The sequence below is a fragment of the Pontibacter qinzhouensis genome (assembly GCF_008017455.1).
Taxonomy (GTDB): Bacteria; Bacteroidota; Bacteroidia; order Cytophagales; family Hymenobacteraceae; genus Pontibacter; species Pontibacter qinzhouensis.
The window spans coordinates 1-17370 of sequence record NZ_VRTY01000116.1 but is presented as its reverse complement, the minus strand read 5'-3'; the positions used below and the strand labels follow the sequence as shown (position 1 = coordinate 17370).

Annotated in this window: 10 protein-coding genes and 1 riboswitch; of the genes, 5 read left to right on the top strand and 5 right to left on the bottom strand. The window is 48.1% G+C overall.

Annotation, left to right across the window (positions count from 1 at the left end; all coding sequences use genetic code 11):
- Positions 1-225: 225 nt before the first annotated feature.
- The 4 genes from FVR03_RS21085 to FVR03_RS21070 form a co-directional block, all read right to left on the bottom strand.
- On the bottom strand, positions 226-501 hold the full coding sequence (locus FVR03_RS21085) for a hypothetical protein (RefSeq protein WP_147923758.1): 276 nt from the start codon (positions 499-501) through the stop codon (positions 226-228).
- A 222-nt stretch (positions 502-723) separates the two neighbouring features.
- The gene (locus FVR03_RS21080; protein ID WP_147923757.1) at positions 724-1899 is read right to left on the bottom strand and encodes a trans-sulfuration enzyme family protein; all 1176 of its coding nucleotides are present in this window, start codon (positions 1897-1899) and stop codon (positions 724-726) included.
- A 147-nt stretch (positions 1900-2046) separates the two neighbouring features.
- Positions 2047-3627 carry a TSUP family transporter gene (locus tag FVR03_RS25245; RefSeq protein WP_147923756.1) on the bottom strand — a complete coding sequence of 527 codons (1581 nt, stop codon included), beginning with the start codon at positions 3625-3627 and terminating at the stop codon, positions 2047-2049.
- Positions 3628-3847: 220 nt separating this feature from the next.
- The gene (locus FVR03_RS21070; protein ID WP_147923755.1) at positions 3848-5959 is read right to left on the bottom strand and encodes a ferredoxin-like domain-containing protein; all 2112 of its coding nucleotides are present in this window, start codon (positions 5957-5959) and stop codon (positions 3848-3850) included.
- A gap of 383 nt (positions 5960-6342) precedes the next feature.
- A riboswitch (SAM riboswitch) is annotated at positions 6343-6447 on the bottom strand.
- A gap of 485 nt (positions 6448-6932) precedes the next feature.
- On the opposite strand from FVR03_RS21070, the gene FVR03_RS21065 reads away from it, so the two are divergent.
- The gene (locus FVR03_RS21065) at positions 6933-9392 is read left to right on the top strand and encodes a TonB-dependent receptor (RefSeq protein WP_147923754.1); all 2460 of its coding nucleotides are present in this window, start codon (positions 6933-6935) and stop codon (positions 9390-9392) included.
- Between the two features lie 879 nt (positions 9393-10271).
- On the opposite strand, the gene FVR03_RS21060 is transcribed toward FVR03_RS21065, so the two are convergent.
- Positions 10272-11714 carry a M48 family metalloprotease gene (locus FVR03_RS21060; protein WP_147923753.1) on the bottom strand — a complete coding sequence of 481 codons (1443 nt, stop codon included), beginning with the start codon at positions 11712-11714 and terminating at the stop codon, positions 10272-10274.
- A 664-nt stretch (positions 11715-12378) separates the two neighbouring features.
- Between FVR03_RS21060 and FVR03_RS21055 the strand changes: the two genes are divergently transcribed.
- From FVR03_RS21055 to FVR03_RS21040, 4 genes are all read left to right on the top strand, one after another.
- Positions 12379-14028 carry a M1 family metallopeptidase gene (locus FVR03_RS21055; protein WP_147923752.1) on the top strand — a complete coding sequence of 550 codons (1650 nt, stop codon included), beginning with the start codon at positions 12379-12381 and terminating at the stop codon, positions 14026-14028.
- A 181-nt stretch (positions 14029-14209) separates the two neighbouring features.
- Positions 14210-14410 (top strand): anion permease, encoded by a 201-nt coding sequence (locus FVR03_RS21050; protein ID WP_147923751.1) that lies wholly within the window; start codon positions 14210-14212, stop codon positions 14408-14410.
- 232 nt (positions 14411-14642) lie between these two features.
- Complete coding sequence (locus tag FVR03_RS21045; protein WP_147923750.1) at positions 14643-15119, top strand: hypothetical protein; 477 nt, start codon at positions 14643-14645, stop codon at positions 15117-15119.
- Positions 15120-15475: 356 nt separating this feature from the next.
- A complete protein-coding gene (locus FVR03_RS21040; protein WP_147923749.1) occupies positions 15476-17125 on the top strand; it encodes a UxaA family hydrolase in 1650 nt (549 codons plus the stop codon).
- Positions 17126-17370: the final 245 nt, after the last annotated feature.

Below are 17370 nucleotides of genomic sequence, written 5' to 3'. Positions count from 1 at the left end.
CATGTAAATAGCTCTATTTCAATCAATTTACAGCTTTCTTAGCCATTAAACAAGTGCCTAATTCAATTAATTAAAAATGAAGTTTGATTTGATTCTTCACTTTCCCACTGTTTCTTCTTTTTCACTCTTCCACTGTTTCGCTTCTTCACTGCGCCCTTCCCGCTTTGTCATCCTGGAAGGATCTTGTGGGCGAGATCCTTTAGCTGTGGCTTTAGGCATTTAAGTCTAAGTTCGCATAGTTTCTGTTTCAGCTGTGACCTCTGGGTGAAGTTGTTGTATTGCCTGCTTTCTTGTTCTTTTTATCTTGATACAAAAAGAACCAAAAAAATCAAGAAAATAAAAACTCGCTGAACGCTCAGACAGTTTATTTTCATTAAGTGCACCTAGCTCAGGTGTTCTCTCTGTAGCTTCTTGCCGCAAAAAATCGCATAAGGCTAGGCGGTTTCTACCTGCATAAATTATTCTAATGATTTTTGCCTTCCAAAGCTTTTTTGAAGACAAAGGACCTTAGGCTTTTCTGCTACTCTACTGCCTTTGAGGAAAATTATAATCTTTAATTTCTGATTGTAAATTTGGCGCAGCGCAGCCACACCAATTATTCTAATAAAACTGCCCTTCCAAAGACAGTTGGTAGTTTTTCTGCCAAGGGTACAATTAGTTAAATCAAGGCTTTATTACATGAAGAAACTCTTCCTTCCTCACATATTCACCAACTTTCAACACTTAACCAACTAAAACTTTATCCAGCGCTTGGGTAATGTCTGCGATAATATCTTCTACATGCTCCAGACCAACTGATACACGCACAAGGCCGGGGGTAATGCCGGTTGCCTGTCTTTCTTCTTCGGTTAATTTAGAGTGTGTGGTAGAGGCCGGGTGCGTGGCAATTGTACGGGTGTCTCCGAGGTTGGAGCTTAGGCTGATCAAGTCGAGGTTATCGAGAAAACGTTTCGCTGCATCAAAGCCACCTTTTATGGTTAGTGTTACGATGCCTCCTCCCTGCTTCATCTGCTTCCGGGCCAGCTCGTACTGCGGGAACGATGGCAGGAACGGATAACGCACCACCTCCACGGCTTCATGCTTTTCCAGGGTCTGTGCCAGCTGAAGGGCGTTGCTGCAATGTTTATCCATGCGCAGCGACAGGGTTTCGAGGCTTCTGGAAATAACCCAGGCATTAAAAGGCGACATGGCCGGACCAGTGTGCCGCGAGAAGAAACGAATCTCTGCAATCAGGTCTGCTCTGCCAACTACCAACCCACCTAACACGCGCCCCTGTCCATCCATGTACTTGGTAGCGGAGTGGATGATGAGGTCAGTGCCATAATCGGCAGGCGTTTGCAGCATGGGTGTGGCAAAACAATTGTCCACAGCCAGTATGAGGTTATGCTTTTTCGACAGCTTGCCTAACCACTCCAGGTCAATTATCTCTAGCCCGGGGTTAGATGGCGTTTCTACCAGAATTATTTTGGTGGCAGGCGTAATCAGGCTCTCCCACTCATCAGGATTGCTTACATCGGCATATGAAAACGTGATGCCCCACTTCGAAAACACTTTCGTGAGCAGTTGGTGCGTAGAGCCAAAAACAGCACGTGCTGCCAGAATATGATCGCCAGATTTCAGCAGCGCCGCCAGACTCGAAAAAATAGCAGCCATGCCAGAGGAAAAAGCAAAGCCATCTTCGGCTTTTTCTAAATAACACACTTTCTCCAGCAGCTCGTCTACGTTCGGGTTAGAGTAGCGCGAGTAAATATTGCCTTGCTCCTCATCTGCAAAAATTGCTCTTGCCTGCTCTGCATCCTCAAACATAAAGCTGGAGGTAAGGTAAAGTGGCACTGAGTGCTCCCGGTTGTGTGAGCGTTTTGCCTGAAGTCGGATGGCTTTGGTTTCTTTTTTCGACATATATAGGGTAATAAAATCTAGCTTAAATAAGTGATGGAACAAATTTACGTCAAATGCGCCACAGTTTATAGGCTGTACAAAAACTTGTTGAACATTTGCCTGATGTACGGACAGGCCGCGACCTGTCCCACACGACAAGCCCGAACATTACACCACCGCCATATAAATCAGCCGTAAGCTCATGATAATGACTACAATACCTACTATCAGCATCAGGGTTTTAGCTGGCAGCCTGCGGGCGATATAAGCCGCTATGGGAGCAGAGATGGAGCCCCCAATCACCAGCCCCAGAATTACCTGCCAGTGGGTTAAGCCGATCAGGGTAATAAAGGTAACGGAGCTGGCCACAGATACAAAAAATTCCGCCAGGTTAACTGAGCCCACTGTGTAGAGCGGGTGACGGCCTTTGGCAATGAGTGTAGAGGAAACAATTGGTCCCCAGCCGCCGCCGCCAATGGCATCCATAAAACCTCCCAAGGTTGCCAGAAAACCCAGGCGCTTCACCGGCTTCTTCTTCACCTTTTTCTTGAGCACTTTCTTAATGATCAGGATACCCAGGAACAGGGTGTAGCAGGCAATAACCGGCCTGATAAAGTGGATGTACTGCTCCAGGCTGTAAAGCAGAAAGGCACCGATAATGGCTCCGATTACTCCCGGCAACACAATTATCCGGAAGAGTTTTGCATTTACGTTGCCGAACTTCAGGTGCATCAGCCCAGATACTCCCGAGGTAAAGATTTCGGAAGTATGCACACTTGCACTGGCTGCCACAGGGCTTACACCAAACGAAAGCAGGAAGGTGGTGGCACTCACACCGTAGGCCATACCCAGCGCTCCATCTATGAGCTGCGCAATAAAGCCACCCAGTATAAAGATAAGAATGCTGGAGTCTATTTCGTGGAAGGCGCTTACGGCCATGCCACCAATGGTACTAAGCGGAATGTAACTGAACAGCAGATGCCCGGTTACCATCAGGGCCAGTGCAGCGGCAGAATATAGCAGGATAAACTTCGGACGGAAGGCCTTGCTTTTCTTTACCATCACTGGCGCTACTGGCACTGGCGCTTTTTTAGGCTTTACTGGAACCGATATTGGAGGTTCTTCAGGAGTTACCAGCACCTCAGTTATCTCATTCAGCTTTTTTACCTTGTAGGCAAAATCACCTTGTAACTGGTTTCGGATGGCTCCCAGCCTGTCGAGCACGTCTTCCAGTTCATCCGGAAAAGTAGCATCCAATACTTCGCGTATGCGCTTGGAAACGGTCGGAGATTTCCCGTTGGTGGAGATGGCCAGCTTCAGGCTACCTTTCTGCACAATAGAGCCCAGGTAAAAATCGCAGATAGCCGGTGTGTCGGCTACGTTCGTCAATATTTTGTATTTTTTAGACAGATCGCGTATTTCCCTGTTCAGCTCTTTCAGGCTGGTGGCGATCAGTACAATATCTTTCCCCTCCAGGTCCCGCTCCTCGAATTTTCGCTGGTGCAGCGTTAGTTTCGGGTACCGTGCCGGAAGTTCCAGAATCTCGGGCAGTATATCAGGAGCTACTAAATCGATTTGGGTGTTGGGGGAGTTGTTCAGGATGGCCGTCATTTTCTCCAGCCCGATGGGGCCACCACCTACTACCAATACATGCAACTGCTCCAGTTTCAGGAAAACCGGGAAAAGCGGATTAACTGGTTTAGGGGTTATCGGCTCTGAGGGTGCTGCAGGTGTTAACTGGTCACTCATGTTTCACTTACTTACTGTTAAGGCACCTTTTGCGTAAGTTGGCGAAAGGTACTTTTGCCAAAGGGTACGTTTAAAAAAGATGCAGGCCCGGTTAAAGCCAGACCTGCATCTATCAGATTTGATGAATTCTAAAACCATTCTCCACCGAATTATTCAAATGAAAATGGCCTTCCAAAGGTTTTTTTGTCTTGAAGTATCAAGGCTTCTGACAACCTTGGGCTTATTTGGATATAGCCTCTACTTTTTCTTCTCTGAAGCTTTTGGCGCTGTTCAGGAAGCTTTTTGCTTCGCTCAGGTATTTCTCAGCAAAAGCTTTACCCGGCTCGTTCTGGTTTATCTGCAGTGCCACCGTTCTGAAATCAGGCTCAAAGGCGAATGTACCATCTGCTACATAATGCGTATCGAAATCGTTGATGATGCCGTTTTGCGTGTTGCAGTTCACTCCTTTATCTAGCAGCAGGGCTTTGGCAGCACTTACAAAGGTGCTGTAGCTATGGTAGATCGAGTCGGCAAATCGTTTTTCTTCAAAGGCATCTATTGCCCACTGTAGCTTCTCTTCAGACTCGTAAAGCAAGGTTGCCACCAGGTCTATCATCACACCGGCACACTCTCCTACTCCTATGGCTGGCTGGTACTGTTCCTGGTGCCCCCAATCCACAAAATCATCGGCGGTCAGGTTGGTCAGGTCGGCCAGTGGTTTCAGCAGCTGGTAGAAGTGGTCTTTGCCGTGGCGCTCGTAAAATTCATGGAATTTCTCGTTCTCCAGTTTCAGGGCGCGGTAATCTTCAATAACGTAACGCAGCACATCCGGGCCTTTTTTGCTGGGCACCTTAATTATTTTCTGGGCAATGCGGCCTTCACCGTCACCCAGCGTAGCACCACCAAACAGCACCTGCAGCGCAGGCACCACACTTTTTCCACTCTTAATAGACGAACCATGGAAACCAAGCCCGGCCATACCATGTTGTCCGCAGGAGTTCATGCAGCCGCTGATCTTAATTTTAAGGTCTGTGTTGAAGAGCAGCTCCGGGTACTCCTGTACAATTACATCTTCCAGCACTTTGGTAATATGGGTACTGTTCGAGATGCCGAGGTTACAGGTATCGGTGCCGGGGCAGGTGGTAATATCGGCTACCGTATCGAAGCCTGGTTCTGCCAGACCCAGCTCGTCGAGCTTGGTAAAGAAATAGGGCAACGCCTCTTCGCGCACGAACTTCAGGAGCAGGTTCTGCCCCTGCGTTACGCGCAGTTCATCGGCAGCATAGTCGCGGATTACTGGCACCAGTTTACGCGCAGTGTCGGAGCTGATGTCGCCAATCGGCACTTTCAGGTAAACCCCAAAGTACCCCTCCTGCTTTTGCTGGAACGTGTTGGTGCGCAGCCACAATTTATATTTGTCTGTGTTTTCGATTACAAACTCCGGCAGTGCTTTTGGAGCAGGCAAAGCGGGGTTAAGGCCTTCCCTGTTCGGAATATCGAATTCGTGCACTTTAAGGGCTTTTGCTTCCTCTTTTACAAGGCGCATAACCTCTTCCATGCCTATTTTGTTCTGCAGGTACTTAAAGCGGGCCTTGTTGCGGTTGTTGCGCTCGCCGTAGCGGTCGAATATACGCAGCACGCCTTCAATAAACGGAATAATACGGTTCTCAGGCAAAAACTCGTAAGCTACCTGTGCGAGCACCGGCTGAGCACCCAGGCCACCACCGATCAGCACTTTAAAGCCACGTACTTCCTGGCCATCTATTACCTGCACCTTCGGAATAAAGCCCAGATCGTGGATGTAAGCAAAAGCCGTGTCTTTGTCGCTGGAGGAGAAAGACATTTTAAACTTACGTCCCATTTCCTGGCAGATCGGGTTACGCAGCAGGTAACGGAACGTAGCATCGGCGTAAGGAGCCACATCAAACGGCTCTTCCGGGTCTATGCCAGCCTCCGGAGAGGCAGTTACGTTTCGCACGGTGTTACCGCAGGCTTCGCGCAAGGTAATATCGTCTTCCTCCAGCTTTGCCCAAAGTTCCGGGGTGCGGTCCAGGCTCACGTAATGTATCTGGATATCCTGACGCGTGGTCAGGTGCAGATTGCCGGTAGAGTATTCGTCGGAGATGGAGGCGATGCGGAGCAGCTGTTGCGTAGTCAGTCGGCCAAAAGGTAACTTAATGCGCACCATCTGCACACCTACCTGCCGCTGCCCATATACACCACGCGCCAGGCGCAGGCTACGGAATTTCTCTTCGTTTAATTTACCTTCGCGAAAAAGCCTGATCTTTTTCTCAAGATCGATAATGTCTTTTTCAACAATAGGGTTTTCCAGTTCTGATCTGAAACTTAGCATATATTAAGGTATCTCTCTACTTATTATTCTGGTGAAGTCACCATACCAGGGTTAACTTCTATAAATTAAATATGTTTCTCTGAAAACACTTGCCTTCTCTTATTACGCAGATCGACTTGCCACGTGGGTCGAAGTGCTGCTTTTGAGCAAAACCCTTCCATTTTATTTAAATTAATCCGGCGGCTCTGTAAGGGTTAACTCTTAACGACAGGCAGGCCCTGTTCAGTTCAAGAAAAAGCTGTTTAGTGGGTAGTTTGCCAATAGTTAGAAACGGCACAGCAGCAACAACAACTTGTTTTTGGCAAACAGCAGGATGTGGAGTGGAAGGAGACAAGGCTCACTTCAGCAAAAGGAAAACAGTGGTTGATGTCTTTCATTTTAATAATTTATATTTCCCCATAACGGTTGGGCAGGATTTGGCACCTTTCCTTTTGGATGGTTGCCAGAGGGTCCAGGAGCCTGTTCTCTCGCCTCTTCTTCTATAAATTCCTCACTTGGAGAATAGAATTTGCTACAAAGTTAAAAATATTTTAGCAATTAGGTAAGCTTACAACAGTTATTTTGAAAAATTACTTATCAGGCACTTAAACAGTTACAGCAGCTTTTCACTGAACTTGCTGTGATGCAATAATTTGTCTATAGATGAACTGGAGAATCTAAAGTCCAATACTGTTACCAATGGCGGCACCAACCCAACGGTTTTTCACTTTGTTACAGCAGAGTTTTACTACAGCAGGCTTAGCAGCAAAGGCTCAAATTATTCTAATGAAAATGCCCTTCCAAAGCCTTAACTGCTATTTTCAGCTCAAGGGTTGTATACTGTATCTCTTCCTGCTTATAGATTTATACTGCCTTTCTATATAGGAATTGATGGTGTTGGTATATTCAGTTTCGGCGTTTCTGGAGTTTAGACTTTCTTTGTAACGTGAAGCACTTCAACCAGCTTCCTGCTTTCATTAGTACAGAATATAACATGAAAAAAAGTTTACTTTACCTGCTGTTGGGCTTAACCACCTTTCCTGCGCTGGCACAAGGACCAGCCGCTTCTCAAACCACGTCGCAACAACAGGCCGCTCTTTCTAAAGGCAATGCTAAAATAAGTGGTGTTGTGCTTGATGCTGCTACAAAACAACCAGTGGAGTTCGCCACAGTAGCCCTCCTAGACCTACGCACCGACCAACCAGTAAACGGCACCATGGCCGATGACAAAGGCCGGTTTGTAATGGATAAGGTGGCAGCAGGAAAATATAAGCTAAACGTGAGCTTTATCGGCTACCAACAGTTAGTGATGGAGGAAGTTACCGTAGCCTCCGATAATGCGGATCTGAACCTGGGCACAATTTCCCTTACCTCCAACTCGCAAAATCTGGGAGAAGTAGTGGTAACCGGCGAAAAGAACCTGGTGGAGGAGAAAATTGACCGCACCGTGTACAACGCCGAAAAAGATGCTACTAACGCCGGCGGCAACGCAGCCGACGTCATGCAGAAAGTACCAGGCTTATCAGTAGACACAGATGGTAACGTGATGTTGCGCGGCAGTTCCAATATACGCGTGCTCATCAACAACAAGCCTTCTTCTATCATGGCTGGCAGCATTGCCGATGCGCTTAAGCAGATTCCGGCCAACATGATTAAGTCGGTGGAGGTTATTACCAGCCCATCGGCGAAGTACGATGCGGAAGGTTCTGCCGGTATTATCAACATCATTACAAAAAAGGACAGCAACATGCAGGGCGTAAACGGCTCTGTGGCGCTAACGGGTGGCACACGCTCCAGCAACGGAAACGCCAGCCTGAACATACGGCAGGGCAAACTGGGCATTAACAGCACCATCGGTTCCAACTTGTTCTACAACAAAGGCGACATAGCGCTTACACGCTTTTCTAACGGAGGAAACAATATTTTCCAGTTCAGTGGCAACACCAGGCCGCAGGGTGGTTTTATGAATGGGCAAGTGGGTTTCGATTATGATATAAACGAAAAGAACAGCTTATCGGGTGGCGTGCGCTTTAATGGTGGCATGTTCCGGATGCAAAACGACCAGGAGATAAGTTCGACTATTTTTGGAGAACCCAGCCCACTTACCTATGCCGATGTAACCAACCGCTTCAGACGCCAGGGTGCCGACATTAACCTGGATTACCTGCACACGTTTAAACCCGGCCAGGAGCTTGCCATACTGTCGCTCTACAACTATACCGACATCAACAACAAAGCCAACCAGGACTATACCTTTGAAAGAGGCATGGACCCGTATGAGTTTGTGCGCAATATCAACGATGGCGGCAACGACGAGCTGACTTTCCAGGTGGATTATACGCATCCGTTTGCGAACAAAACAACCTTAGAGGTAGGTGCTAAAACCATTTTCAGAGATGTAGACAGCGATGCCCGCTACAGCACCCTCCGCACAAACGGCCCCGACGAAAACTCTATGAACATTTTCTTTTATGAGCAGGATGTGTATGCCTCTTATTTAACCTACGGTTTCGCTGTAAAAAAGAAACTGAACGTAAAACTTGGCGGCCGCTACGAGTACACCGACATTAAAGCGGACCTGAGAACAGAGAACCAGGCCTTCGGAAGCAACTACGACAACTTTATACCGAGTGTGGCTCTGTCGTACACCCTGAAAGATATGCATACGTTTAAAGCCAGCTTTACACAGCGTATTCAGCGGCCGTCGCTTAACTTCCTGAACCCTTACCGCCAGGTGCAGGCCCGAAACACAGTGGTTGTAGGCGACCCGACCCTCGACGCGGAACTAACCGATTTGTTTGAGATTGGCTACAGCACCTATTTTAAAACCACTTCGCTGAGTGCCTCGCTGTATATGCGCCAAACCGACAATGCCATCGAAACATTGCCTTACCTCGAAGATGACTCTGTAACGGTGATCACGTTCCGGAACATTGCGCAGAACAAAACCTATGGTATTAACTTGTTTGGCAGCGTAAAACCGGTAAACGACTGGACCATTTCGGGCAGCTCCAACATCTACTTCGTAGACCTGAACAGCCAACAATACGGTAGCAACAATGGCTGGATGTACAACATTAACCTGAACTCAGCTTACCAGTTAGGTAAAGGCTACAGTGCCCAGTTTAACGGCGGCTTTAACTCCCGCAGAATACAGTTGCAAGGCAGCTTTGCTTCTTTCTCTTACCACAGCCTTGCCTTTAAAAAAGAGCTGTTCGATAAGAAAGGCGGCATCAGTTTCGGTATTGATAACCCCTTCCGGAGAAACATGCGCATGCGCACCAATTTCAGAACAGATGCCTTTGACCAGAACATTGTAATGAACAACTACAACCGTGGTTTTAAAGTTACCTTTAACTACAACTTCGGTCAAATGCAGCAGACACCAGCCCGTCGCAAAAAGAGCATCCGAAATGATGATGCCAAGCAAGGTGAAGGTGGCGGCCTACAATAACATTGAATTTCCCATTTTCTATAAAGAACCTCTCTAGTTTAGGGAGGTTTTTTGTTTAAAAGAGAGAAGTTTTAATGATTGCTTCTATATATTAAATTTGGCTCCGGCTCTCTTAGCAACTGCTTCATCCGGTGCCCTCTGGCTTTTTTGCTCCGTTGCGAGGGCTCTGAGCGCTCACGGCCGCGGGGCCTCGTCCTTGGGCATCGCGCTGCTGCATCTTTCCTGCCCGCAAGCGGGCTGCCGCTCCCGCGGCACCGGAAACCTGCAAAGGCGCTCAAGCCAAAGACTGGGATAGTTCAATAGCTGAGGCAGTAGATCTAATATTGGATTTAGTAAGTAATTTCTTTAACTGATGTAACGCAGCATTTTTTGCACCCCTTAAAATAGTTTCGGGAATGATTTGCTTCCCAGACTAAACATTCAAAACTGAACTGAGCTACTAGCTGAACAGTAAACTACCACTGTAATTGTAACATCCCCCTATCCCCTTCAAAGGAGGACTTTTCTTGAAATATTTGTGATAAACAAATCATCACAACTAAAACAGCATCTCGAATTACCATATTATTACTGCTCTATCAACGGCCTCAGCTATCGAACTATCCCAGTCTTTGGCTTGAGCCGCCGGGGGTAGGGGCCCTCTGTTAGTGAGATCCGGTGCCGCCTGAGCGGCAGCCTGAGCGCGAGCGAAGGCAGGAGGGAACGCAGCGGCGATGGCCAAAGACGAGGCCATGCGGCCTTGAGCGCTCGGAGCCAAAACTATGCAACAGTAACGCATGAGCGCTCCGGATCAAGCAGTTACTAAGAGAATTGGAACCCCATTTACAAAGCGAAAAGCACCTGCCAATTCGCAAAGCACCCAAACTTTTATTCCCTCTCCTATCTCTCAACAATCTTAATCATAGCTCCCTGTGAAAGCTGATCGTCTAGTTGCATACCGTTTAAAATGGCAAGCTCATCCAATCTGCTTTCCGGCACCTGAAAGCTACGAAGTGCCTGTGCAAGGGTACTGCTGCGACTAAGCATTTTTATGCGGATGCGCTCGGCCTGTCGGTTTATCTTATCGGAATCGGTGAGCCTGGCGAAGTTCTGCATGGTGCGCTCAAACTGTGGGGCATAGTTCTCAAATTCTGCAGGCGAAGCAATACCCATGATGCTGTAAATATTGCCATTATATTGGATGAGGTAGGTAAGCACCCGGAGCGAAACTTGCTGCTGCTGCACCTGGTCGGCCACAATGGCCAGTGCCGGCAAGCCATTTACCGTCAACTGTTTTGTTTGCTGTGCCTGCAGGCCGTTTTGCTGCAAGAGCTGCTCCGCCACAGCCTCCAGCGACTCACCCGGCGCCAGCGTCAGCAGCATCATGGCCTTACCGTCTTTCGGTGCCATCTGGAAATGCTGCGGCGAATTCTCGTGGCGCCAGTCTGTAGGAATAGGGAAGCGGAACCGCAGGTCGGGGTGGTAAAATACCTCGTTCTCCACATACCCCTGTTTCGGGTCTTCACCGTAGGTCATGCCATCTATCAGTTTCAGGTAACTTTCGCGGTTAACTTTGGCATTGGTAAGGTTGGCTTCCTGCTGCCATTTCTGGGCCAGTTGCCGCACCGTTTTAGATCGTTCTGCCGAAGCGGGGTGAGTAGACAGAAAATTAGGCATTTCTTCACCACCGCTGCTCTCCTGTGTGCGCTGCAGTGTATTAAAAAAGTCGGCCATTTGAGCAGCATCGTAGCCTAGCTTGGTGGCATATTCCACGCCCAGCCTATCCGATTCCCGTTCATCGTCGCGACCGAATTTGAGAAACAGCAAACCTACTCCCTGCGAGGCAGCATTGGCAAAACCCTCGAATTCCGGTGCTATGATGCGGCCCAGCACCAGTCCAAACTGAGCCAGCACACCTTTACTCTGCTGCTGTGCCGAATGCCGTGCCGCCACATGCCCGATCTCGTGCCCCAGCACACCGGCAAATTGTGCTTCGTTGTTAAAATGCGCTAGTATGCCGCGCGTAAAATACACGTAGCCACCAGGAACTGCAAAGGCGTTTATGACTGGCGAATCGAGTACTTTAAACTGATGCTCCAGCTTACTCCGGTGCGACACAGCGGCCATCTCCTGCCCCTTTTCCTGTATAAACTTCTGCAGCGCAGGGTCCTGGTACAGCCCGAACTGCGCCACAATTTCAGGGTCGGCCTGCTTGCCCAGCTCTATCTCCTGCTCCTCCGATAGCAGCATTAGCTCCTTTTTACCGGTTACCGGGTCTGAGGAACATCCTGAAAAACACAAACATGCAGCCAACGAGAAGGCAGCGAGGCTATAACGTTTCATTTTCATATCATGCAAAATTCAGCCAAAAGAGAGGCGTGTGCAAAGTAGCAACGGAGGCGAAGTGGTTTGGTTACGGCAAGCAGTTGTTCTATTCTTCCAGCTAAACCAGCAATAACACGGCAGACCAGTTCAAGAAACAGAATCGGCACCCATAATTATTCTTATGAAAACAGCCTTCCGAAAGTTTTTCGGCTATTTGTTGCCAAGGGTCTGGCTGGGTGTTCCTTGTACCAGACCTCGCAGTGTCTTCCAGACCTGCGTGCGCCTTGCTACGAAGCAAACACATGCTCAAGATACGAGATCAGGCTTGAATTAAAGCACCGCCTCAGCTTGTCCGCTAAGTTATAATCTATAAAATACGAGAGTAGCTGGCGCTATTAGTTTAATAGCCAACTTGTAGAAGCCTACTTACCAGAAGGTGTGTAACATCAATTATCCTAATGAAAAAGGCCTTCGGAAGGATTTTGATCATAAAATAGCCGAGGGTTTAGTCACTATAACTAAAACCAGTTTACTTTAGTTAGTAAAACAAGTAACTCTCTTTCCCAAGCCCTCAGCGCAAAATATTCAAAAAAGCTTCTGAAGGCTGTTTTCATCTGAATAATTGGTACATTACCAGTTGTTTCCAGCACAGCGCCTAGTTCTTATTTCAATTTTAAAGTACATGAAAAATTCGTATTTGCGCAGCATACTCACTTCACTTTTGGCTTTATCGGTGCTTCCTGCGTTGGCCCAGCAGCCAACCTTTACCCGGCAAGACAGCATCAGGGGCTCTATAACGCCCGAACGTGCCTGGTGGGACCTTACCTACTACCACCTCGACATTGCCGTAAACCCCGCCGACAGCACCGTGCGGGGCAAGAACACCGTGCATTATAAGGTACTGGAACCTAACCAGCTCCTGCAACTCGACCTGCAACCTCCCATGACCATGGAGAAAGTGCTGCAGGATGGCAAACCCCTCCAAGTAAAGCAAGATGGAAACGCCTGGTATATAACTCTTACTGAGAAGCAGGAGAAAGGTGCTGTAAATGCCCTGGAGGTGCACTACAGTGGCAAACCGCAGGTAAGCGTGCGCCCTCCCTGGACGGGTGGTTTCACCTGGCAAAAAGATAACAACGGCAAGCCCTTTGTAGCCACCTCTAACCAGGGTGACGGTGCGAGCCTCTGGTGGCCCTGCAAAGACCACATGTACGACGAACCCGACAGCATGCTGATAAGCGTGCGCGTACCGGGCAACCTTACCAACGTGTCGAATGGCAGGCTGCGCAAGGTCGATACCAACAACGATGGCACCAAAACATTTCACTGGTTTGTATCTAACCCCATCAACAACTACGGCGTGAACGTGAATATTGCCGACTACGTACACTTCTCAGAAAAATACCAGGGAGAAAAAGGCTCCCTAGACTGCGATTACTATGTGCTCCGCGATAACCTGAACAAAGCTAAAAAGCAGTTTAAGGATGTTCCGCGCACGCTGCAGGCATTTGAACACTGGTTCGGCCCCTACCCTTTTTATGAAGACAGCTACAAGCTGGTGGAGGTGCCCTACCTGGGCATGGAGCACCAGAGCTCGGTTACGTACGGCAACGGCTACCAAAATGGCTACATGGGTTACGACCTGAGCAGCAGTGGCTGGGGCATGAAATTCGATTACATTATTGTACACGAATCGGGGCATGAGTGGTTTGCCAACAACATTACCTACAAAGACGCTGCCGACATGTGGATTCATGAGAGCTTTACCACCTACTCCGAAAACCTGTTTGTGGAGTACCATTATGGCAAAGAGGCTGGTAACGCTTATATTATTGGTATCCGCAAAAACATACAGAACGATAGCCCGATTATAGGTTATTACGATGTAAACCAGGAAGGCTCCGGCGACATGTACCCTAAAGGTGCCAATATGCTGCATACCCTGCGCCAGATCGTGAACGACGATGAGAAGTGGCGCGGCATTTTGCGCGGCCTCAACAAAGACTTTTACCACCAAACCGTTACCACCCAGCAAATAGAAGATTACCTGAGTCAGAAAACCGGCCGCGACCTCAGCAACTTTTTTAACCAGTACCTCCGCGACACGCGCCTGCCCCGCCTGGAGTACAAACTGGATGGTACCAAACTGCAATACCGTTGGACCAACACCGTAAACGGCTTTAACATGCCTGTAAAAGTGTTTGTGGCCGGAAAAGAGCAGTGGCTGCAACCAACAGGCAACTGGCAGGAACTGACAGGCCTGAAAAAAGGTGCAAAAATAGTGGTAGACCCTAATTTTTATATTGCACAAGGTAAACCGGGAGCTTCCTGAATTGCAGGTTAGCAGAGTATTAACACGGCAGGAGAAGGCACCATGCTACTCTGGCTACGATACTGCTGCTCACCACCTTAACCGTTTATATTACAGAGGTAAGGAGCAATATAGGCGCTCACAGTTATTTTTGTGCCGGTCTTGCCGGATATTGCCCGGTCGCTGCAGGTTAACCAACCCTATGTTGCTGGCTGTGCCGGTCACCATTGCATCGGGTTTTGCCTCTATGGTGCCAGTTTCCACACCGCCCATCGCTGTGGTTTCCTCAAGCGGATATGTACGAATTTTTGAAATGGTAAAGGCCGGATTTTTCCTGAACCTGATCTCTGTATTTGTGCTCGTGGCCGTAGGTTTAACCCTTATAAACCGGGTATACTCCTAAAAGCGGCACTGGCAGCTTGTTACTCCTGCCTACTGGTTAATTCCTTTTACCAGCTTAGCTGTGAAGAGGCAGCAACTGATAGTTTTTGTAGTTTTTTCTTCCTTTCAAACTTTAAGGCTTACAGTTAGTTAGGCAAGTTCTAGCTAAGAACAAGCTGCAATAAACCATTCTGCATGCAACCTATCGCCTGCAATTGGGCTCCTAGTAGTGTAAACCCAATTCTTTTGCACACATGATAACCAAGTATTTTTACCTCCTACTGGCCCTTCTCCTTTGGAACTGCCAGGTAGATCCGGCTTCCCTGCAAGCACCTGCTACAACCCAGACACTAATAGATGGTATTCCATTTAAAAAAGAGTTCTCGATTCAGGCTGGTGAGCAGGTGGTGCTGGCAGGTGGGGAAGCTCCGCGTAAGCTTCATCTGGCGCTTAAGCAACTAAACGATTCTCGTTGTCCGGACCAAGTAACCTGTGTTCAGTATGGGGCTGCCTCCGTTTTATTGTCGGTTGCTAACAGCCAAGGTAAAAACGACTCGCTGGAGCTTTGCATTGGAGGCTGCACAGGCCAAACCCCACGCAGTACGCACACCGTTACTGTTTTAATCGGGCAGACTTCTTACAGCATCACACTTAAAGAAATTAAGCCTTACCCAGGCCTGGAGAAGTTCGAAGATGTAAAACAGGCCGTGCTGGTAGTGGAAAAACTTTAACAAGCAACTGCATTGAACAGGCGTTGCAAATAGGAAGGCACCAGCAACTTTAACTGAAAGCCACAGCCGGCAGTATAACCAAAAGCAGGGTAATATTTTTTGAATTTTTCTAAGAAGCTATTATTCTGAATACTCTGAATGACTTGTTTACGGTGGTAAGTTAGCGTAAATCGATATAAGATAGCAGCTTTGAGCAGAAATGCCAACCAACCATTTTAATTAGCTATTTTTTAAGATATTTACGGGGGATGCGATAACATTAAAAATTTTTGTCGGATTATTTTCAATTTAAGAAATACTTTTTGCTTATTTGCAATATCGCGCAATCGATTGCGCTAATAACCATTAGCATTGATATGTCAAAGAAAATTTTAAAAATCCATCCTGATGATAACGTGCTGGTAGCACTGACAGACCTGGAGTATGGTGAGGTAGTTGAATATAACGGTAACAAGATTGTGCTTGCCGATAATGTTGCTGCCAAACATAAATTTGCAGAGCAGGAACTAGCTCCTGGCGTAGAAATTAAAATGTATGGCTCGCTGGTAGGCAAAGCCGTGACCACGATACCTGTTGGCGGCCTGCTTACAACCCAAAATGTGAAGCACGCGGCATCAGCGTTTACCGGCAAAACCCAGTCACTGACTGAATGGAATGCCCCTGATGTATCTAAATGGGTTGACAGAACATTTATGGGGTATCACCGTGCCGATGGCCAGATAGGAACAGGTAACTTCTGGCTCGTGATCCCGATGGTTTTCTGTGAAAACCGAAATGTAGACACGATCAAACAAGCCTTTATAGAAGAGCTCGGCTTTGGCCACCACGATGCTTACAAAACATATGTACACCAGATGGTGCAGTTGTTTAAGGAAGGCAAGGAAGATGAAATAGCAAGTCTTCCGTTCCATGGCAGCAACGGCCAACATCACAAGCGCGTGTTCGAGAACATAGACGGCATTAAATTCCTGACACACGAAGGCGGTTGCGGCGGTACCCGCCACGATGCGAACATGCTCTGCGCGCTGCTGGCCGCTTATATTCATCACCCCAATGTGGCTGGTGCTACTGTGCTGAGCCTTGGTTGCCAAAATGCCCAGGTGAGCATCTTAGAACAGAAAATAAAAGAACTTGATCCTAACTTCTCTAAGCCGCTTATTATTCTGGAGCAGCAGAAAGAAGGAACAGAGCAAGACCTGTTATCGCAGGCTATCCGCAGAACGTTTGTGGAAATGGTGGAAGCCAATAAATTGAAACGTGCCCCTGCCCCACTCAGCAAACTGGTGGTTGGCCTGGAGTGCGGCGGTTCCGACGGTTTTTCCGGTATCTCGGCCAACCCGGCGCTGGGCCACGTATCCGACCTGCTGGTTGCCCTTAATGGCAAGTCTGTGCTGTCGGAGTTCCCGGAGCTTTGCGGTGTGGAACAGGAACTGATTAACCGTTGCGTGAACGACGAAATTGCGGAACGATTCGGAAGCCTGATGCGTGCTTATGCCCGCGCTGCCGAGGCAGTTGGCTCCGGTTTCGACATGAACCCAAGCCCAGGCAATATAAAAGACGGCCTGATTACCGACGCCATTAAATCGGCCGGAGCGGCTAAGAAAGGTGGAAACTCCCCGGTAGTAGACGTACTCGACTATCCTGAGTACATTTCAAAGCCCGGCCTGAACCTGCTTTGCACACCAGGTAACGATGTGGAATGCACCACAGCTCTTGCCGGATCTGGCTGTAACGTTATCTTGTTTACAACCGGGTTGGGCACTCCAACCGGTAACCCGATTTCACCGGTTATCAAGGTATCGTCTAACACCAAACTGGCGCAACGTATGCCCGACATCATCGACATTGATACAGGCCCGATTATCTCTGGTGAGAAAACGATCGAGGAAATGGGCGAAGACATCCTGAACTTCATTATTGAAGTAGCGAGCGGCAATATTACCACGAAGGCCATGCAACTCGGCCAGGACGACTTTATTCCGTGGAAACGCGACGTATCGCTTTAATCTTAGCAACCTGTTTAACTGAAACGGCTGGATTCCTGAAGGAATCCAGCCGTTTCAGTTAAACAGGTTGTAATAGAGATTGGTTGGTGTGTGCAATTTTTGGTTTGGTAACGGCCTAGTGCATAATGTGGGGAGGCGTAGCCGAACCTAAATTATGCACTTTGTTGTGCTTCGGAGGGGAGTGTAAACAGAACTGTGTCACTCGTTTTTTTAGTGGCTTTTTAGATGTTACGGCTTTAGCCTAA